The following is a 19,120-nucleotide window of genomic DNA, read 5'->3' on the forward strand; positions in this document are numbered from 1 at the left end:
CCCGATCAGCGGGTGGCCTTGCTGATCAGCTTCTCCAGCTCGGCCCAGGCGGCCTCGGTCGGCTCGGTCAGGGCGTAGGAGGTCGCCCAGAGTCCGCTCGTGTCGTCGAGGTCGGCCTGCATGCTGAATCCGAAGGTCGAATACCGCTCCTTGTCATCCTGGCCGCTGCGGAAGAAGCACAGCACCTTGCCCTTTCTCGCATATCCGGGCTGGCCGTAGTACAGCTTGGGCTGCAGGTCCGGGGCGCACGCGGTGACGATCGCGTGCACCCTCTCCGCGAGGCTGCGGTCGGGTTGGGGCATCTCCGCGATCTTCGCCAGCAGAGCCGCCTCGTTGGCGGCAGCCTTGTCGGCGGCCTTAGCGCTGCGGCCCTGGGCCTTGAGCTCCGCGGCCCGTTCCTTGATGGCGGCGCGCTCCTGCGGGGACATGGTCTCAGTGGTCTTGTCGGTCACTTCTTCTCCTTCTCGGGTGCGTCTTCGGGTGTCGAGTGGCAGCGGGAGCCGGATCCTTCCGGGGCGATGATCCGCGGGCAGGAATCGGGCCCGCGTGGTCGGTCTGTCCGCTCACCGGCCATCGAGCCGCCCCCGCGCGGGCGCGAGCAGTCCGTCCGGGTCCACGCGGGCTGTGATGTCGACCAGCCGGCGCAGGTCGTCGGGGGCGTAGCAGTCGTGGGCGGGGGCGACGCCCCGGTTGTCGCCGAACAGGAAGTTGAGCACGCGCCCGGCCGGCTCGATGCTCAGCGACCGCACCAGGCGATCCTGTTCGTCCGCGATGACCGCGGGATCGTGCGCGGGGCCCGGGCCGGTGATGATCCGGGCGAGGTACTCGGCGTCGCGGTTGCCGATGCACGAACCTTCGTCGGGTGCGGCGGCCATCTCGCCGCCCAGGCGATGGATGAATACGAACTGCGGCCGGTCCTCGGCCTCCAGGCATGGCGCGTTCGTCGCAAGCGCTTGTGCAGCGATTCCCGACGTCGCCATGGCGTCGCCCTGGAAAGGATGCGGCCCGGCCGGTTCGCGGAACACCGCCGTCAGTTCGGCGGGAGGCGTGGGCGCGAGGCCTGCGGACCGGTCTACGAGTCCGCCGAGGGCGCGTACTTGGTCCACTGCTTCGGACTCGGTTCCCAGCGAGGTCACGTAGACCGTCGCGGTGCGCTTGCCGCGGATCACCTCGGGCAGGCCGGGCAGGTCGGGGAAGCTCTTCAGCGACAGGAACGTGCCCGTGTGGTCGGGGATGCCCGCCGACCAGGTGGCGAACCGGTCAGCCGCCTCGGCCCAGTCGTCGATGATGACGGGCAGTGCCCCGGCCCGGACCTGGTCGATGGGGAAGAGCCGGAATGCCATGCGGGTGACCACGCCGAGCTGGGCTCCGGCTCCGCGGGCGGCCCAGAACAGTTCGGGGTCGTCCTCGGCGCTCACGTGCCGTAGTCGGCCGTCGGGGGTGACGAGGTCGAGGTCGACGAGGTGGTCGGCGGCGTAGCCGAACGTCCGCGACAGTGGTGAGATGCCGCCGCCGAGGCTGTAGCCCACGGCGCCGACCGTGCCGGCGGTGCCGCTGAGTGGAGCAAGGCCGTGCCGGGCGGCCGCCGCCGTGACCTGGTCCCAGGTGGCGCCTGGTCCGATCTCGGCGACCCGGGTGTCCGGGTCGATCGTGATCGCCGACATCCGGTGGGTGCGGATGAGCAGGCCGCCGGTGAGCGAGGTCGCGCCGTGCCCGGTGCTGGTCACCGACACCGGCATGCCCCGCTCGGCGGCGTGGCCGATGGCGCGGGCCACGTCGTCGCTGTCGAGCGGCTCGACCGTCAGCTCGGGGCGGACTGTGACGGCGGTCTGCATGGAAGGGAGGGCGCCGGGTGCCCCTTCTGCTGTGATGGGGCCGCGGAAACCGCGTATCGACGTGCTGTCCGGCCGGTTCATGGTCGTTCTCCTCTTCGAGTGCGGTCGATGATGGTCATGGGGTGGGTCCGGTGCGGATGCGGAGCTCGAGGCCGTCGAGGAAGTAGGCGAGGCCTCGGGCGAAGTCTCCGAGCCAGTCGTCGTCGTCGAGGTAGCGGTGGCCGGCCAGCGTCGGGTAGCGGTCGGAGTGCTGCTGCAAGACGGCCTGTCCGGCCTCGCGGTCATGGTCGCTGATGTTCAGAGTCGCCTCGGTGGAGGCGGACCCGAAGATCAGGTTGTGCAGCGTCCACATCGCCGCGGACAATGCAGCGCCGTCCAGGCCGGCGCGGTGCAGAGTGGACATGACCAGCTCCAGCTGGTCGAGGTAGTTCGGGCCGAAGCTGGGCCGGGATGCCGCCACCGGCGGGACCCAGGGATGCCGGACCAGGGTCGCCCGCCACGCGACCGCGACGGCTTCGATGCACGCCCGCCAATCGTCCTGCTGCGATCCGGTGGGGGCGTCGGTCTCGGCGAACACGTGGTCGACCGCGAGGTCGATGATGTCGTCCTTGGTCTTGACGTGCCAATAGAGCGACGGAGCGACGACCCCGAGCTGCTCGGCCACGCGGCGCATCGTCAGCGACTCGAGCCCGCCCGCGTCGAGGATCTCTATCGCGACGTCGACGATCCGCTCGCTGGTGACCGGGGGCTCGCCTCGTCTGGCCCGCCGCGGTCGCAGCCACACGTTCGACAGGTCCGCGCGCCCTTCGGTGTGTTCCGGCATCCGATCGTCCTCCTCGGCTCGACGCCGCATCCCGGCGTCCAGTCACGTTAGACTAACAACGTTAGTCACTCTTGACCAGTGTTAGGGATGTGAGGGTGGAGCATGGACGGACAGACGGCGGCGTCGGCACGCTGATGGACGCTCGCGCTGGTGGCGCCGGCGCAGCTGCTGGTGGTGCTCGATGGCACGATCGTCAACATCGCCCTGCCCTCGGCCGACGCCGAGCTGGGCCTGGGTGCGGTGAACAGGCAGTGGGTGATCACCGCATATCTGCTGACATTCGGGGGCCTGCTGCTCATCGGCGGCCGGGTCGGCAGTGCGATCGGGCACCGGCGTGCCTTCATCATCGGACTGATCGGCTTCGCCGTCCCGTCCCTGATCGGCGGACTGGCCTGGAGCGCGGAGGTCCTGATCGCCGCCCGCGCACTCCAAGGCGCGTTCGCCGCGCTTCTGGCACCCGCCGCGCTGACACTGCTCTCCATATCGTTCACAGAGGAGCGGGAACGGGGCCGGGCGTTCGGCGTGTTCGCAGCCGTCGGCGCGGCAGGGTCAGCGATCGGCCTGCTCCTGGGCGGGGCGCTGACCGACTTCGCCGGCTGGCGCTGGTGCCTGTACATCAACGTCCCGATCGCAGTGCTCGTCGCGATCGGCGCTGCGATCACCCCCCGGGGCGCCGCGGTGAAGCAGTCCGGGCGCATCGACGTGTTCGGCGCGCTGCTCAGCGCGGCCGGCATCGCCGCAATCGTGATCGGTATCGGACGGCTCGACGGCCAGGAGGTTTCGGTGCCGGTCGTGACCGCTCTGCTCGTCGGCGGCCTCCTGCTGCTCGTCGGGTTCGTTCTCGTCGAGCGGGCGGCACCCGACCCGATCCTCCCGCTGGCGATCCTCAAGAACCCCGCCCGCGCCGGCTCGTTCATAGCGATCGCGCTGATGTTCCTGGCGATGTTCGGCTTCTACCTGTTCATGAGCTATTACATGCAGGATCAGCTGGGGTATCCGCCCCTGAACGCAGGCCTGGTGCTGCTCATCCACGCCGTCGCCGCGTTGATCGGCTCCATGCTGATCGCCGGGCGGCTTCTCGGCCGCGTGTCGGCGGCGGTACTCGTGGGCGCGGGACTCTTCGCCGCCGCGGCCGGCCTGGCCGTACTCACGTTCCTCGGCTCCGGGGCGACCAACGTCCTGGCGACCCACCTGGTGCCCGCGATGGTGCTGACCGGCCTGGGGATGGGCATGGTGATCACTGTCACCGCCAGCACGGCCACCGAGGGCGTCGCCGTCCACGAGATCGGGGCGGCCTCCGCCGCCTACAACGCGTCCCAGCAACTCGGTGCCGCACTCGGGGTCGCCCTGCTCAACGCGGTCGCCGTGATCTCCAGCAGCGGTCACCGGGCCGTCGGCGCGGGGGGAGACGACGGGGCCGTCGTCCACGGCTACACCGTCGCCTTGGCGGTCAGTGCGGGGATCCTGGTTGCCGCGGCCATCCTCGCCGCGATCCTGCTGGGACGGAGGCACCGCGGTTTCGAGGATCCACCGCGTCCGGATCACCGCGCCGAGCCGGCCCACGGATCCTGAAAGAAAGGAACACAGAAATGGACAACCACGTGAACCCCGATCCCGGAAGTTCTTCGACGCGTACGCCGCAGGCCTGCTGCACGGATTATTGACTTCTGATCCGTGGTGCCCGACGACACAGCGGGAAGGGCGGACCCCGTATCCCGAGGGGGTCCGCGGCGACGTCGTCCGCGCCGCGAGGAGCCGTGAGTCACGACAGCAGCAGGGGGCCGCCGACCGTTCGATTTCGAAGCCGAATACGGGCGGCACGCGAACATGACGCATCCTGTAGCGGCAACCTGCAGCCCGAACAATCGAGCAATTGTCACCAAACCCGAAACTTGACCTGCAGTGCGCCGCGCCGTACTGTTTCGAACAGTTTAAGTCCAATCGAATTCTGCTATATCTTTGCGGCGTCTCGTCGAGGGGCGGGGCAGGAATCTGAGGACGCAATGCCTGGCGGATCCTGGGTGAAACGCGATCGTATTCGCGCACTTCTGCTGACGGCGCTCGTGGCCGGCGTGTTGCTCGCGATGTTCGCCGGGACGGGCCAGGCGGCCGCCGATTCGGGTGACCGCGCAGCGGTCCCGGTTCCGAAGCTGATTCTGGACGGGGACGTCGGCCCCGACCCGTGTGATTTCAGCACGCTCGCGATGGCCCACAATCTGGACCGGTCCGGTGAGATCGACCTGCTCGGCGTCATGAGCACCATGCCCGAGGCCAGCAATGTGGAGGTGATCGACATCTTCAACCGCTGGTACGGCGACCGGATACCGATCGGCACGTTCAAGGACCCCTCCGACCGCGGATACGCGCAGACTGTGCAGCCAGCCTCGGATTTGGCGAACACCATGTTCCCCGCCAGCAGGACCATCGCCGCCGAGTATTCCGGGTGGCACCCCGAGACCGCGGCGACGGCGGCCGACAGTGTGACGCTGTACCGCAGGCTCCTGTCGGCCGAACCGGACCGCAGCGTGACCATCATGACCCAGGGGCAGCTGTACAACATCAAAGCACTGCTGAGCTCGGGCCCGGACGAATACTCGCCCCTCGACGGCATGGACCTCGTGCGCGCCAAAGTGAGCCGGTTCGTGATGATGATCGGGGCATTCGGCGGCCCGATGACCATCGACGTTGCCGCGCGCCTCGAAGCCGATTACGACCGGCCGCCGAACTCCTTCTTTCCGCAAGCGCTCTCGCAGCGCGCGACCACGGGCAACGGCATCGGGGCTGAGTACAACGCGCAGGCGTGGTATCCGGGCCTGACGCAGAGCGTGTTCCAGAAGCTGGACGAGCTCCCGACGCCCAAGATCCTGCTCGGGAACGAGCAGGGATTTCAGGTGCCCACCGGGGACGCCTACAACAAGTTCAGCGTCGATCACCCCGTGCGGATGGGCTACTACGTCAACAACCTGGCCAACGCGGTCGGGTCGAAGGTCGCCTACAACAATCCCGCCTACGACGAGATCGCCCTGCTGTACGTGGCGCGCGGCGCGGGCGGGTTTCTGCAGGAGAACGCCGGTCACGCGCGGTTCAGCCACTTCGGAACATCCACCTGGGCGGACACGCCGGCGTCGGGGCACATCCGGCTGACCCTCAGGCCGGGGGCCAACGACGACCACGAACTCTCCGACCTCATCGAGGGGCTCGTCCTCGGGCCCGAGTCCACCTGGCACGGCCCGGCTGCGTAGCCGCGGCCCCGGGCGTGATGGGGACGGTCGGCGCGGCCATCGTAGACTGTCCGGGTGCCTGAACTCCGCCTGCAGCAGTCCGCCCGGCCCGTCCTCGTCGTCGATTTCGGCGCGCAGTACGCGCAGCTCATCGCCCGCCGGGTCCGCGAGGCCGGCGTCTACTCCGAGGTGATCGCGCACACCGCGAGCGTGCGGGAGATCGCAGCCAAGGACCCGTCCGGCATCATCCTGTCCGGCGGCCCGGCCAGCGTGTACGCGGAGGGCGCGCCCGCGCTCGACCCTGCGCTGTTCGACCTGGGCGTGCCGGTGCTCGGCATCTGCTACGGATTCCAGGCGATGGCCCGCGCGCTCGGCGGCACGGTGGAGCACACCGGCGGCCGCGAGTACGGGCGCACGGCGGTGGAAGTTTCCGGGGGCGCGCTGCACCAGGGACTGCCGGAGCAGCAGCCGGTGTGGATGAGCCACGGCGACGCGGTGACGGAGGCCCCCGCCGGGTTCACGGTCACCGCGTCCAGCGAGGGCGCCCCGGTCGCCGCGTTCGAATGCCTCGACAGGCGCCTCGCCGGGGTGCAGTACCACCCCGAGGTCCGGCACTCGCCGCACGGCCAGGAGGTGCTCACCCGGTTCCTGCGGGACGTCGCCGGCCTCGAGCGCACCTGGACCACCGCGAACATCGTCGAGCAGCTGATCGAGCAGGTCCGCGCCCAGGTGGGCGACGGCCGCGCCCTGTGCGGGCTGTCCGGCGGGGTCGACTCGGCCGTGGCCGCCGCTCTGGTGCAGCGTGCCATCGGCGAGAAGCTCACCTGCGTGTTCGTCGACCACGGGCTGCTGCGCGAGGGGGAGCGCGGCCAGGTGGAGAACGACTTCGTCGCGGCCACCGGGGCCCGGCTGGTGACGATCGACGCGGCGGCGACGTTCCTGGGCGAGCTGGCCGGGGTCTCCGACCCGGAGGCCAAGCGCAAGATCATCGGGCGCGAGTTCATCCGCAGCTTCGAGGGCGCGGTCACCGAGGTGCTCGGCGACGCGGCCTCCACCGGCGCGACGGTCGACTTCCTCGTGCAGGGCACGCTGTATCCCGACGTGGTGGAGTCCGGCGGCGGATCCGGTACGGCGAACATCAAGAGCCACCACAATGTGGGCGGCCTTCCGGAGGACCTGCAGTTCACCCTGGTCGAGCCGCTGCGCCTGCTGTTCAAGGACGAGGTGCGCGCCGTGGGGCGCGAGCTGGGGCTGCCGGAGGAGATCGTCGGCCGCCAGCCTTTCCCGGGCCCGGGGCTGGCCATCCGCATCGTCGGCGAGGTCACCGCCGAGCGTCTCGCACTCCTGCGCCGGGCCGACGCCATCGCCCGCGAGGAGCTCACCATCGCCGGGCTCGACCAGCAGATCTGGCAGTGCCCGGTGGTGCTGCTGGCGGACGTGCGCAGCGTCGGCGTGCAGGGCGACGGCCGCACCTACGGCCACCCGATCGTGCTGCGGCCGGTGTCCAGCGAGGACGCGATGACGGCGGACTGGTCGCGGCTGCCGTACGAGGTGCTCGAGACGATCTCCACCCGCATCACCAACGAGGTGCCCGACGTCAACCGCGTAGTCCTCGACGTGACGAGCAAGCCGCCGGGCACCATCGAGTGGGAGTGACCCGGCCGGGCGTCACGTCCCCGCCGCGCCGCCGCGCCGCCGCCTCCGTGGCCGCAGGCGCGGGCCCGCGATGAGCAGCAGCCCCACGACGCCCGCGGCGATGACGAAAGCCCACCGCAGGTCCACCTCGCCGAGGAAGGCCAGCGAGAACGGGCCGAACAGCGCCCATACCGCCACCGCGAACGCGGCGATCGCGGCGACCAGCATCGGGCCGGACGGGCCACGCCGGTCGTCGTGCTCCGCTGCGTCGGTCGCGGCCGTGTCCGGGTGACCGTCGGCAGGACCGCCGGAGTCCGGGCGGAATGCGTTGTCAGCCATGGCGGACCACCACCTCTCCGAAAGTGCTGTCGGCGTTGAGCGTGAGTACGGGGCTGTCACCGGGTTGCCCCGGACGGGGTGCGGCGGCCGCATCCGGCAGGCACGAGGTGTCTCCGACCGTCGTGTGGCAGGTGGCGTCGACGCGCATGCCGTCCGGAACGATGACCTCCACGCGGCCGGCGGTGGATCGCACGTCCACCGTCTTGTCCGCAGTGAGGTCCAGTCCCCGCAGATCCAGGAGGATCTCGCCCGCGCCCACCCGGTACTCGGGCTGCAACTGGGCCAGGGTGGTCGGGCGGAACTCACGCTGCCCCACCCCGCCGCTCGTGTCGAGCGAGCCGGCCAGCGAGCCGAGGATGACGAATCCGGCCAGCGGCGCGGCCACGATGAGCAGGCCGTAACCGGTGCGCAGGAACGCTCCCACCACGAGGCCGACGCCGACGACGGCGAGCGCGATCGCCGCGATCCTCGGGGCGTTGAGCCAGTCCGCTCCGGCGGCCGACAGGCCCGATGCGATCGCGGCCGCGATGAGCGCCAGCCCGACGGTGAACACGGTGAGTGGCGACCGCCGTGGTTTCGGCGGTGCGGGCTGGGGCGGCGGCGTCGGCAGGTCCCACGCGAACGGCGCGGCGCCCAGCGGATCCCACTCGGGCGGGGTGGCGGCGGCAGCAGTGCCGCCCGCGGCGGCCGCGTCCCGGGCGCCGGTGGTCCAGGCGGCCGGCGGCGGGCCGGCATCAGCCGGAGCGGGCTGCTCGGAGCCCGCCGCTGCAGTGCCCGCGGAGGGCGGTGCGGGGGAAGCGAAGGCGGGGCGGGGGCGCCTGCGGTACAGCAGGTACAGCGCGCCGAGCATGAGCACCGCGCCGAGCAGCCCCGCGCTGCCCCGGCCGGTGGTGGCGGGAAGCGTGGACACCGCGACGATCCCGAGGATGCCCAGCAGCGCGACGTTCCTGGCGCGGAACCGGTTGCGGGGCTTGACCGGCCGGCTCCAGGCGGTGGGGTAGGGGTGGCCCGGGTGCGGGTGGGGAGGGTATCCGTGGACGCCGTACGGGTATCCGTACGCGGCGTGCGCATAGTCGTATCCCGGGTGGCCCGCGGCGGACGGGTGCCGCGGCGACGGGAACGTGAGCCAGCACGCGAGATACAGCCACACGCCGGCCCCGCCGAAGAGCGCGGACACGACGAAGGCGATCCGCACCAGCAGCGGGTCCACGTCGTAGCGCCTGCCGATCCCTTCCGCGACGCCGGCGATCTTGCCCTGCTCGCGCAGCCGCTCCGGCCGGGTGTGCCACAGGTCCCGCAGCTCGTCGGCAATACCGTCGAGTCGGGGCGGGCCCGTGGGTCTCGTAGTGGTCATGTGCTCAATCGTGGCCGCGCGGCGGCGCCGGCACCATCGGGGATCGCCCTGAATCGTGCCGGTTCCGCCGCTGGAAGGTCAGGGCAAGCCCTGATGCCGTGCACGGCCGGGCGTGCCAGGATCGGGGTGTGACCACCGAGCGCCCGCCGACGCCGCAGCCGCAGCCGGCGCCGCAGCCGCAGCCGGCGCCGGCGCCGTATCCGGCCGTCCCGCCGCTGCGGCGCCGCCGGCGCGGCGTGCTCGGCGGGGTCGCGGGCGGGACGGCCGATCATCTCGGCGTCGACGCGACCAAGGTGCGCGTGGTGTTCGCGCTGCTCGCGGTGCTCGGCGGCGCGGGCATCGTCGCCTATGCGCTGCTGTGGATCTTCATGCGCCCCAGCGAGCAGGGTGGCACCACCCCGCCGGCGGAACGCCGCCGAGCCACCGGCCTCGTGGTCCTCGGAGTCGCGGGCGCCTTCGCGTCGAGCTGGCTGTTCAGCGGTACTGCGGCGTCGGTGATCGTGCCGATCGTGGTGGTGGGCATCGGTGCCGCGCTGGTGTGGCGGGAGTTCGACGCGGACGGGCCCCGGTCCATCATCGGTATGCCGCGCAATCCCACCGCCCTCACCTGGGCCCGCGTGGTGGCCGGGGTGAGCCTGGTCGTCGTGGGCCTCGGCGTGGTGGTGCTCGCACAGGTGGACCTGGCCTCGCTGCGGTCCTCACTGCTGGCGGTGGTCGTCACCCTCGTCGGTGTGGGGCTGCTGTCGGTGCCGATCTGGCTGCGGATGGTGCGCAGCCTCAACGAGGAGCGGGCGGCGCGCATCCGCGACGCCGAACGCGAGGAGATCGCCTCGCACCTGCACGATTCGGTGCTCCAGACGCTCGCCCTGATCCAGAAGCAGCCCGACGAGCCGCAACAGGTGCTGCGGCTGGCGCGGTCGCAGGAGCGGGAGCTGCGGCAGTGGCTGTTCGGCGGTTCGCGTACGGCGCAGGACAGCCTCACCGAGGCGCTGCGTTCGGCGTGCGCCGAGGTGGAGGACCACTACGGGGTGACGATCGACCCGGTGTTCGTCGGCGAGCTCGACGCGGCGTCGCGCTCGGCCGACGACGATGCGCGGCCGGCGGTCAGGGCACTGGTGGCCGCCGCGCGTGAGGCGCTGGTGAACGCCGCCAAGCATTCCGGGGCGCAGCGGGTGGACCTCTACGCGGAGGCGCAGGCCCCGCCGGAGGAGTATCCGGCGGGCGAGCGGATGCGGGTGAGCGTGTTCGTGCGCGACCGCGGCGTCGGCTTCGACCCGGACGCGATCCCCGCCGACCGCAAGGGGGTCACCGGGTCGATCCGTGCGAGAATCGCCCGGCACGGCGGCGCGACGGAGATCCGCTCCGGGGTCGAGCGGGGCACCGAGGTGCGATTGACGATGCCGTTCGCGGTGCAGCGGGCCGCGGAGAACCGAATCGGAGACGGAGGACCTGCAAGTGGGTGACGTTCTGCGCGTGTACCTGGTGGACGACCACGCGGTGTTCCGCTCGGGGGTGCGGGCCGAGCTGAGCCGTGAACCGGACATCGCGCTGGTCGGCGAGGCGGGCGACGTGGCCGGGGCTATCGAGGGCATCGGCGCCGCGCACCCGCACGTGGTGCTGCTCGACGTGCACATGCCGGGGGGAGGCGGCGTCGCCGTGCTGCGCGGGGTGGACCGCCCGGGCAACGGCGCGGCGGACGGGACGGCGGGTCGCGAGGCAGCTCCGGACCCCGTCTTCCTGGCGCTGTCGGTCTCGGACGCGGCCGAGGACGTGATCGCCGTGATCCGGGCGGGCGCGCGCGGGTACGTCACCAAGACGATCTCCGGTGCCGAGCTCGCCGACGCGGTCCGCAGGGTGGCGGGCGGCGACGCCGTGTTCAGCCCGCGGCTGGCCGGGTTCGTGCTCGACTCGTTCACCGGCCGCTCACCCCTGCCCGAGCCGGCGCTGGACCCCGAGTTGGACTCGCTCACGCCGCGCGAGCTGGAGGTGCTGCGGCTGCTCGCCCGCGGCTACACCTACCGGGAGATCGGCGAGGAGCTGTTCATCTCGGTCAAGACTGTCGAGACGCACGCGTCGAACGTGCTGCGCAAGACCCAGCAGTCCAACCGCAACGCGCTCACCCGGTGGGCGAGCCGGCGGCGGCTCGACTGATCTCCGAATTCACCCTGGTTCATTCGAATCGATCACACAGAGATCACGGAGCGGTTACCGTCTAAGCGTCCGTCCGGTCGGGAAGCGCGGTCGGTCCGAGGAGTCGGGGCCGTCGGCGTAGGCGCCCCCGTTTCGCGTTCTGCCACGGGGGCGAATGCAGAATGATTCGAGGAACCTATGGCCCGTGACCTGCCGATGTCCGATCCCGTTCTCCCCGCGCCGACCCCACGATCGACAGGCGCCGCCCCGCCGCCGACGCCGAAGCGTCCCCGCGGGCTCGTCCGGGCCCTGCTCGTGGCGCTGACGGCGGCCGCGCTGACCATCGGCGGGACCGCGGTGGCCGGGGCCGCGCCGGGGTCGCTGGACCTGGGTGACCTGTCGGGTTCGTCGGGGCCGGTTCCGCAGTCCGGTGACGCCACCGGGCCCACCGGTTCTCTGGGATCGCTGGCGCCCGGCTCGGGGCGCGTGGATTTCGGCACCGGGGTCAACCCGGTGGTGCTGCCCATCGCGGCCGACCCGTCCGTGGTCCGCGCGCCCGACGGCACCTTCTACCTCTACGCCACCTCCGACGACTGGCAGGACGGTGGCGGCATGCGCCACCTGCCGATCTTCCGTTCCACCAACCTCGTCGACTGGACCCCGGCGGGCAACGTGTTCCCCGGCAAGCCGGGGTGGGTGGACCCCGTCGGCGGGCTGTGGGCGCCGGACGTGCACCTCGTCGACGGCACCTACGTCGTCTACTACTCGGTGGGCGGGACGGCGAATCCGTGCGTCGGCATGGCCACCGCGGCGTCGCCGACGGGCCCGTTCACCGACCTTGGCCGGCCGGTGTTCTGCTCGTCCGACGTGGGCGTGCCCGGCACCATCGACCCCTACGTGTACTACGACGGCGCCACGCCCTACGTGTTCGTCGGCAACTTCGGCGGCATCTACGCGATCCCGCTGACCCCCGACGGCACGGCGGTCGCGGGCGACGACCCTAAGGCCGCGCCGGTGCGCGTGGCGGGCAACGGGTACGAGGCGCCGTACATCCAGCACAAGAACGGCTTCTACTACCTGTACGTCTCGGCCGGGAACTGCTGCAACGGCGCCGCGAGCGACTACCGGGTGTACGTCGGCCGGTCGCAGAGTCTGCTGGGCCCCTACGTCGACTCCACGGGCAAGCCGATGCTCGACGAGGGCGGCGACCTGATCCTGTCCGGCAACGTCACCTGGCTCGGGCCCGGCCACATCACGGTGGTCACCGACGACGCCGGCACGGACTGGGCGATGTACCACGCGGCGCCGCGGGCGACGCCGCGCCTGGGCGCGGGGCCGCAGAACAGGCAGGGGATGATCGACAAGATCAGCTGGGTCGGCGGGTGGCCGCGCATAGGCGACGGCACCCCCTCGTCCACTGCGCCCGCAGTGCCGTACATCGGCGGCGTGTAGGCGGGGGCGTCGGGAGGCGCGGCGGGGGCGGGGCCGCCGCCGCTCAGAAGACGCTGGTGATCAGGAGGATAAGGATCAGCACCAGCACGACGGCGATCCCGGCGACGATGGCGACGCGCAGGAGCCACGCGTGGCCCGGTGCCGCGGAGGGCGTCGAGTGCCGCGGCACCCGCGACGACGCGTCCGCGTGGATGCGCGCCGGTTCGGCATGCATCTGCGCCCCCCACTGGAGCGTGGCCAGCGCGGGGTTGTCCGGCTTGCGCACCTGGTCCAGGGGCGTGGCGTGCTGCACGGCGATCAGCCCGCCCACGGTGCTGCCCGGCACCGCCTTGCTGCGCTGCCGGATGCCGCCGGCCCGGCGCACCCACACGGGGATGCGGCCGTCGGGGGCCAGCAGCGGCGACGTGAGCATCAGCTCCGGGTCCAGCTCATCGCCCGCCGCGACATGCGCGAGCCTGTCGCGCGCCTCCGCCATGGTGGGCCGCCGCGCGGGGTCCGGCTCGAGCATCGCGAGCACCACGCCCATCGCCGGATGCGTGGACAGCGGCGCCGTGACCTCGCCGCGGGCCACGTTGTGCAGCACCACCGCGTGGTCCTCGTCCACCCCGAACGGCGGCAGCCCCTCGATAGCGGTGTACAGCGCGGCGCCCAGCGAGAACACGTCGCTGGACGTCGTCGGCGTGTGTCCGCGTGCGATCTCCGGGGCGAAGTAGGCGGGCGTGCCCACGATGACGTCCTCGCCCACCCCGGCCGGATCCGGGGTGCCGGTCACCGGATCCGCCATCGGATCCGCCATCGGATCCGCCATCGGATCCGCCGCCGGACCTGCCATCGGCTCCGCGGCCGGGGCGGCCCGGGCGATGCCGAAGTCGCTGATCTTCACGACGCCGGCGGTGGTGCCGCGGTCCGCGATGAGGATGTTGCCCGGCTTGATGTCGCGGTGCAGGATGCCCGCGCCGTGGGCTTCCGTCATCGCGTCCGCCACCTGGGCGCCGATCTGCGCGGCCTGCTGCGGCGGCAGCGTGCCCGTCATGTGCAGAACCTGCGCCAGGCTGCACGACGGAAGGTACTCGAGCACGATCCACGGCGCGCCCTGGTCGAGCGTCACGTCGAAGACCCGGGTGATGTGCGGCCCGGTGAGCTGTGACAGGACGCGGCCCTCGTGCAGGGCGCGGGTGCGCAGCGACTCGGCGCGGTCCGACTGCAGGCCGGCGGTGTCCGCGATCTGCTTGAGCGCCGCCTCGCGGTCCAGCAGCACGTCGCGTGCCAGCCACACCGTCCCCATGCCGCCACCGCCCAGGCGGGATTGCAGGCGGTACCGCCCGGCGACGAGATAGTCCGGCCCGGCGACGTGCGGGGAAGGCGAGGATCCGGTCACTTCATGAGGTTACCGGAGCCGCCCGTCCGCGGCCCACGCCGCAAGCACGGACCGGATGGCCGCGACGAGCAGCAGCGGCTGGTCGGCCATCGGGTGGTGGCCGGTGTGCGGCAGCTCGAACACCACCGCCTCGGGTCCGAAGCGCGCGCGCATCTCCGCGAACACCTCGTCGGTGATGATGCCGTCCTGCGCGCGGAAGTAGGCCATCGGGCACGGCGGCGCCCCGGCGCCCAGCGCGTCGCTGCCGTCGCGGCCGGTCATCGCGGGATCGAACTTCCACGACCAGCCGCCCGGCACCGGGCCCATCGAGGTACTCGCCACGTGGTCGATGACGTACGGCAGGGTCGCCGGCTGGGCGGGGATCAGCCGGAAGTGCGCGAGCGCGGTGGCGACGTCCGGGTAGACCTTCTTGGGGCGGCGCAGGGCGGAGCCGCGCGTCTCCTCCTCGGCGGGCGTGCGCAGGCGGATGGGGGAGTCGATCACCTGGATCCCGCCGAGCCGCGGGCCGTGGCGGTGCGCGGCCACGTAGGTGACCATGCCGCCCATGCTGTGCCCCACGACGACGGGCCGCGGGCCGAGCTCCGCCGCCTCGGCGACGGCGAGGAGCTCGTCCGCCCACTGGGCCAGCGCATAGTGGTCGCGGGTGTCGCTGTCGCCGTGGCCGGTGAGGTCGAGCGCCGCCACCCGGTGCCGGCCTGCGAGCTGCGGGGCGATGTGGTCCCACCAGTGCGAGTGCGCGGCGCCCCCGTGCACCAGCAGGATCCCCGGCGCGGTGGCGCCCCGGGGCGCCACCGCGCCGGTGGTGTCCTGGGCCGCGGCGGTCCTGTCCCACACCCGGTACCGCACCTGCGCGCCGCCCACCTCGACCTCGCCGCTGGTCGGCCGGACCGCCAGCGCGTCGGTGAACCATTGCGGGGCGCTTGTCACGGGGTCCATGGACTGAACCTACGGGACGGCGTCAGCCCTGCCGGGCGAAGGTGATCACCGTGCCGTCGAACGGGGTTCCCGCGGCGCCCGCCAGCGTCAGCGTGTCGCCGTCGAGGCCGATCGTCGTGCCGGTGGCGAGCAGCTGCGTCAGCCACTGGTCCTGGTCCATCAGCGCGGGCTCGCAGGCCATCATCGTGCTCGCCGCCTGCGGCACGGTGAAGGTGCCCTCGGCGATCGTGTAGCCGCCGAAGAGCCGGTTGCACCCGGCGTGCAGCGAGGCCGTGTCGCCCTGGAAGGCCGCCTCGATCGCGGAACCGGGCACCAGCTCGTGGCCGGTGACGGCGGTGCTGGTGAACACGGCGCCGTCCAGGTCCGCCGGTGTGGGGGCGTCGGTCATCGCGGGGGCGCCTTCCTGCCCGGTGGCGGTCGGCGCGGGTCCGGAGGCGTCCGGGGCGGCCGACTCCTGGCTGTTGCTGCAGGCGCCGAGCATCGTCGCCGACGCCGCCAGCACCGCGCCGGCCGTGACGGCGCGCGCGGTCCGGCGTGCACGGCGGTCCGTGCGCAGAGACCGCGCGGGGCCGGTCGGGGCGGTGCGGCGCAAGAGATTCCATGGCATGCGTCGAGCGTAGTGCGCGGCCGATGGCGGCCGTCAGCGCCCGCGCATCCGGGGAACCGCCCCGGCCATCCCGGCCCCGGCCGCGGCGGCGAGCACCAGGCCGAAGATCACCACCGACCAGACTGTGCCGATGACGCCGCCGAGCGCGGCGAGCCCGATCACCGGAAGCGCCATGCCGATATACGAGATGAGGAAGAACCCGGAGTGGGCGCCGGCGCGCCGCTGCGGGTCGGCGATGCGGTCGACGGTGGAGCTGCCGGTCTTGAACAGCAGCCCCGCCGCGGTGCCGGCCACGACGGACGAGACGATGAACAACGCGAGCGAGGAGGCGTGGACGGCGAGAGCGGTCAGCAGCCAGCCGACCGGATAGAGCGCCACACCGGCGGACGCGAGAGTGCGCGTGCGGGCGTTGCGCAGCAGCAGCTGCGCGCCCGCGGCGGTGCCCATCACCAGCATCACCAGGACGCCGGAGAGTACGCGGCCGGGCGATTCGAGCACGTCGGCGAGGATCACCGGCACCAGCGCGGTGAACGTGCCGAACACGGCGAATGCCGTCAACCCCAGTGCACCCGAGCAGAAGTACACCCCGGCCTTTCCTCGCGGCACCGCGATCAGGGCGCCGGCGCGGCGGTGCGGCGTCGCCGGGGCAGGACCCTGACCACGCGGCGCGGTTTCGGGGACCAGGGTCAGCGCGAGCCCGGCCACGGCTATCGCGGCGCCGAAGAAGATGAACGGCGCGGTGAGCGGCCCCGGGACCCATTCGCTGATCATCCCGCCGATGAGCGCGCCGGCGCCGAGCCCGCCCAGATTCGCGAGCGTGGTGGCCGTCGTCGCGCTCGTCGCGGGCCGGCGGACGGCGCCGCGGTGCCCCAGCTCCACCATCGCCGCGGTCGCCGTCGACGTCGTCAGCCCCACGCCCATGCCTTGAACGAGCCGCGCGGTGAGCAGCCCCGGCACGGACTGCCACAGCAGGAACACCAGCACGGAGGCGATGCCGAGCGCCGCGGCCGCCGCCAGGATCCGGGTGCGGCCGAAGCGGTCGGACAGGCTGCCCGCGAACATCAGCGTGGCCACGGTCCCCACCGCGTACATGGAGAACACGACCGTGACCATGGTGGGCCCGAAGTGGTCGCGATCCTGGTACAGCGGCCACAGGGGCGTGGTGACGGTGCCGTAGCCCATCGTCGCGAAGAACAGCAGGCCCACCACGGCGAAGCCCGTCCGCGGGCGCGCGCCCGCGTGGTCATGCCGTCCCGGCGTGGACGACGCGGGCGGTGATCCCATGCGGGCGCTACCGCCGCGCAGCGGCCTGGGCGGCCGCGATCGCGTCCGGCGCCACCGCGGTGAGGGCTTCGTCGACCCCGTGGTGGGACTTGATGTACTTCGCCACGTACGGGCACATGGGGACGATGCGCTTGTCCGGCACGTGCCGCACCGTCGGCTCGGCGCTGTCCGGAGCCGTGCTGTCCGAATGCGTTCCCATGCCCTCACCTTGCCTGATGCGCCAGCGCCGCGCCGGGGTTCAGCCGCGTGCCTCGCCGCCCTGGCGGGCCGCGTCGACCCGGCGCGCCCGGCGGGTGGCGGCGGCGGTGACGATGCAGGTGAGTGCGGCGGCGACGGGCAGCGCGTGCGGCAGCAGCGCGGAGAGGCCGACCGCCACGGCGCCCGCGAGCAGCACCGCATCCAGCGGGCGGTCGCGGCGGTGCCGCAGCGACAACAGCCAGAACACGACCATGAACAGCGCGATCGGAAAGGTCACGAGTGCGGACGACGCGGTGCGTGAGAGCTCCGTCGCCCCCACGTCGTAGTCGAGCACCGCCCCGATGCCCACGGAGACGGTGGCCACCGCGCCGAACACGAAATAGTGCCCGTACCCCCAGCGCAGCGCCATCGACAGCCGGTCCAACAGGTGGTGCTGCGGGCGGTCGAAGTACAGCCACCACACCGAGCCCGCCAGCACGAGCGCGCTCGTGCTCACGACGATCAGGGTGCCCGTGTCCGACTCCTGATCGCGGGCGGCGATGATCGCGTTCGTCGACGCCAGGATCGTCTCGCCCAGCACGATCAGCGTGAACGAACCGTAGCGGTCGGCGATGTGCTCCGGGTTCCACGGCGTCGGGTCGCGCCGCTCCGCCAGCGCGGGCACCGCGAGCTCGCACGCGGCGCACACCACGAACAGCGGGGCCTGCCAGGCGTCGGGGACGAACAGCCATGCGACCCACAGGGCCTGCACGACGGCGATCCCGCCGGCGTAGGTGAGGGCCACGCGGCGGCGCCCCGGGTCCGCGCGGGAGGCGCGCAGCCACTGCGTGACCATCGCGATCCGCATGACCACGTAGCCGATGACGACGAGGGTGAAGTCGCGTTCCGCGATGGCGTCCGGCATGCCCGCGGCGAGGATCAGCACGCCGGCCATCTGCACGAGCGTCGTCAGCCGGTACCGGGCGTCGTCGCAGTCGTAGGCGCTGGCGAACCAGGTGAAGTTCATCCACGCCCACCAGATGGCGAAGAACACCATGGCGTAGCCGACCAGGCCGGATCCCACCCGGCCGTCGGTGACGCCCGAATGGAACTCCGCCGAGGCCAGGCTCACCGCCACCACGAACACCAGGTCGAACAGCAGCTCCAGCGGCGAGGACCCGCGGCCCTCCTCGGTGGGGTCGCGCGGGGACATTGCCCGGGCCGGCAGCGGTGTCGTCACGGTTGTCGAGGATATGGGGTGCGGGCGCAGCGCGCTGTGTGCGCCGGCGCTGCGCCTGCACCGGTCACCCGGCCGGCGGGGGATCTGTCCACCTGGTGTATCCGATCGGATACACTGGGTGCGTGGGTGTGGAACGCATTCTGGTGCAGGCGCGGATGAGGGCGGGTATGTCGCAGGCTTCGTTGGCCGCCGCGGCGGGAACGTCACGGTCCACCTTGTCGGCATACGAACGTGGAAGGAAGTCGCCGACGCTGGCCACTGCGGCGCGGATCATCGACGAAGCGGGGCAGGGTCTTGTGCTGATTCCGCAGGTTCGGTTCCGGCAGGTGTTCGCAGGCAGGGGGCGGCCGATCATCGTGCCGTCCTGTCTGCCGAGGCTTCCTGTGGAGCGGGCCTTGGCGATAGTGCGGCTTCCGCTGCACCTCAACTGGTCGGACAAGGGGCGGTCGTTCGACTTGAGCGACCGCCGTCAGCGTGCCCGGGTGTATGAGACGGTCCTCCGGGAAGGGACTGAGACGGACATACTCGAATACATTGACGGTGTTCTGCTCATAGACCTGTGGGACGAGTTGGTGTTGCCCGCCGGTGTTCGCGAGGAGTGGTCGCCTCTGGTCCGTGGTCGCGGGGTGGCAGCCTGATGGCGGCCGCTTTGGTCGGCGGTGACCGCAGGCCACATGCTCCGTGCCGGAACCGTGCTCGAAGCCCGTGC

Annotated in this window: 18 protein-coding genes; 7 read left to right on the top strand and 11 right to left on the bottom strand. The window is 72.0% G+C overall.

Going from position 1 to position 19,120, the window contains the following annotated elements; all coding sequences use genetic code 11:
• Positions 1 to 5: 5 nt before the first annotated feature.
• The 3 genes from FO059_RS04220 to FO059_RS04230 all read right to left on the bottom strand — a co-directional run bounded on the left by FO059_RS04220 (position 6) and on the right by FO059_RS04230 (position 2,658).
• On the bottom strand, positions 6 to 452 hold the full coding sequence (locus FO059_RS04220; RefSeq protein ID WP_308339538.1) for a DUF1801 domain-containing protein: 447 nt from the start codon (positions 450 to 452) through the stop codon (positions 6 to 8).
• Positions 453 to 563: 111 nt separating this feature from the next.
• Complete coding sequence (locus FO059_RS04225) at positions 564 to 1,916, bottom strand: FAD-binding oxidoreductase (RefSeq protein WP_143906641.1); 1,353 nt, start codon at positions 1,914 to 1,916, stop codon at positions 564 to 566.
• Between the two features lie 34 nt (positions 1,917 to 1,950).
• On the bottom strand, positions 1,951 to 2,658 hold the full coding sequence (locus FO059_RS04230) for a TetR/AcrR family transcriptional regulator (protein WP_143906643.1): 708 nt from the start codon (positions 2,656 to 2,658) through the stop codon (positions 1,951 to 1,953).
• A gap of 150 nt (positions 2,659 to 2,808) precedes the next feature.
• On the opposite strand from FO059_RS04230, the gene FO059_RS04235 reads away from it, so the two are divergent.
• The 3 genes from FO059_RS04235 (at position 2,809) to guaA (ending at position 7,535) form a co-directional block, all read left to right on the top strand.
• The gene (locus FO059_RS04235) at positions 2,809 to 4,230 is read left to right on the top strand and encodes an MFS transporter (protein WP_199257076.1); all 1,422 of its coding nucleotides are present in this window, start codon (positions 2,809 to 2,811) and stop codon (positions 4,228 to 4,230) included.
• Positions 4,231 to 4,679: 449 nt separating this feature from the next.
• Positions 4,680 to 5,900 carry a nucleoside hydrolase gene (locus FO059_RS04240; protein WP_143906644.1) on the top strand — a complete coding sequence of 407 codons (1,221 nt, stop codon included), beginning with the start codon at positions 4,680 to 4,682 and terminating at the stop codon, positions 5,898 to 5,900.
• 54 nt (positions 5,901 to 5,954) lie between these two features.
• On the top strand, positions 5,955 to 7,535 hold the full coding sequence (gene guaA / locus FO059_RS04245; RefSeq protein WP_372497845.1) for a glutamine-hydrolyzing GMP synthase: 1,581 nt from the start codon (positions 5,955 to 5,957) through the stop codon (positions 7,533 to 7,535).
• A 12-nt stretch (positions 7,536 to 7,547) separates the two neighbouring features.
• Here guaA and FO059_RS18630 read toward each other — a convergent pair whose 3' ends face one another.
• Together FO059_RS18630 and FO059_RS18530 are read right to left on the bottom strand one after the other, a co-directional pair.
• On the bottom strand, positions 7,548 to 7,853 hold the full coding sequence (locus FO059_RS18630) for a hypothetical protein (RefSeq protein ID WP_233266919.1): 306 nt from the start codon (positions 7,851 to 7,853) through the stop codon (positions 7,548 to 7,550).
• Complete coding sequence (locus tag FO059_RS18530; protein WP_199257075.1) at positions 7,846 to 9,207, bottom strand: PspC domain-containing protein; 1,362 nt, start codon at positions 9,205 to 9,207, stop codon at positions 7,846 to 7,848. Before FO059_RS18530 ends, FO059_RS18630 begins: the two co-directional genes overlap by 8 nt.
• A gap of 128 nt (positions 9,208 to 9,335) precedes the next feature.
• Between FO059_RS18530 and FO059_RS04260 the strand changes: the two genes are divergently transcribed.
• The 3 genes from FO059_RS04260 to FO059_RS04270 all read left to right on the top strand — a co-directional run bounded on the left by FO059_RS04260 (position 9,336) and on the right by FO059_RS04270 (position 12,789).
• The gene (locus FO059_RS04260) at positions 9,336 to 10,670 is read left to right on the top strand and encodes an ATP-binding protein (protein ID WP_143906646.1); all 1,335 of its coding nucleotides are present in this window, start codon (positions 9,336 to 9,338) and stop codon (positions 10,668 to 10,670) included.
• 4 nt (positions 10,671 to 10,674) lie between these two features.
• The gene (locus tag FO059_RS04265) at positions 10,675 to 11,358 is read left to right on the top strand and encodes a LuxR C-terminal-related transcriptional regulator (protein ID WP_143910423.1); all 684 of its coding nucleotides are present in this window, start codon (positions 10,675 to 10,677) and stop codon (positions 11,356 to 11,358) included.
• A 177-nt stretch (positions 11,359 to 11,535) separates the two neighbouring features.
• Positions 11,536 to 12,789 carry a family 43 glycosylhydrolase gene (locus FO059_RS04270; RefSeq protein WP_143906648.1) on the top strand — a complete coding sequence of 418 codons (1,254 nt, stop codon included), beginning with the start codon at positions 11,536 to 11,538 and terminating at the stop codon, positions 12,787 to 12,789.
• A gap of 43 nt (positions 12,790 to 12,832) precedes the next feature.
• On the opposite strand, the gene FO059_RS04275 is transcribed toward FO059_RS04270, so the two are convergent.
• Genes FO059_RS04275 through FO059_RS04300 form a run of 6 tightly spaced genes read right to left on the bottom strand, consistent with a single transcriptional unit; the run spans position 12,833 to position 18,411 of the window.
• Positions 12,833 to 14,167, bottom strand: a complete 1,335-nt coding sequence (locus FO059_RS04275; protein WP_268892874.1) for a serine/threonine-protein kinase — start codon at positions 14,165 to 14,167, stop codon at positions 12,833 to 12,835.
• A 9-nt stretch (positions 14,168 to 14,176) separates the two neighbouring features.
• Positions 14,177 to 15,103: an alpha/beta fold hydrolase gene (locus FO059_RS04280; RefSeq protein ID WP_143906650.1), complete on the bottom strand. Its 927-nt coding sequence runs from the start codon at positions 15,101 to 15,103 to the stop codon at positions 14,177 to 14,179.
• Between the two features lie 22 nt (positions 15,104 to 15,125).
• Positions 15,126 to 15,710: an META domain-containing protein gene (locus FO059_RS04285; protein ID WP_199257074.1), complete on the bottom strand. Its 585-nt coding sequence runs from the start codon at positions 15,708 to 15,710 to the stop codon at positions 15,126 to 15,128.
• A 33-nt stretch (positions 15,711 to 15,743) separates the two neighbouring features.
• The gene (locus FO059_RS04290) at positions 15,744 to 16,994 is read right to left on the bottom strand and encodes an MFS transporter (protein ID WP_143906653.1); all 1,251 of its coding nucleotides are present in this window, start codon (positions 16,992 to 16,994) and stop codon (positions 15,744 to 15,746) included.
• Positions 16,995 to 17,001: 7 nt separating this feature from the next.
• Entirely contained in the window at positions 17,002 to 17,193 is a 192-nt protein-coding gene (locus FO059_RS04295) for an N-acetyltransferase (protein WP_143906655.1), read from the bottom strand.
• A gap of 39 nt (positions 17,194 to 17,232) precedes the next feature.
• The gene (locus FO059_RS04300; RefSeq protein WP_143906657.1) at positions 17,233 to 18,411 is read right to left on the bottom strand and encodes a low temperature requirement protein A; all 1,179 of its coding nucleotides are present in this window, start codon (positions 18,409 to 18,411) and stop codon (positions 17,233 to 17,235) included.
• A gap of 122 nt (positions 18,412 to 18,533) precedes the next feature.
• Between FO059_RS04300 and FO059_RS04305 the strand changes: the two genes are divergently transcribed.
• The gene (locus tag FO059_RS04305) at positions 18,534 to 19,049 is read left to right on the top strand and encodes a helix-turn-helix transcriptional regulator (RefSeq protein ID WP_199257073.1); all 516 of its coding nucleotides are present in this window, start codon (positions 18,534 to 18,536) and stop codon (positions 19,047 to 19,049) included.
• Positions 19,050 to 19,120: the final 71 nt, after the last annotated feature.

Origin of the sequence: Tomitella fengzijianii (genome assembly GCF_007559025.1) — a bacterium.
Taxonomy (GTDB): Bacteria; Actinomycetota; Actinomycetes; order Mycobacteriales; family Mycobacteriaceae; genus Tomitella; species Tomitella fengzijianii.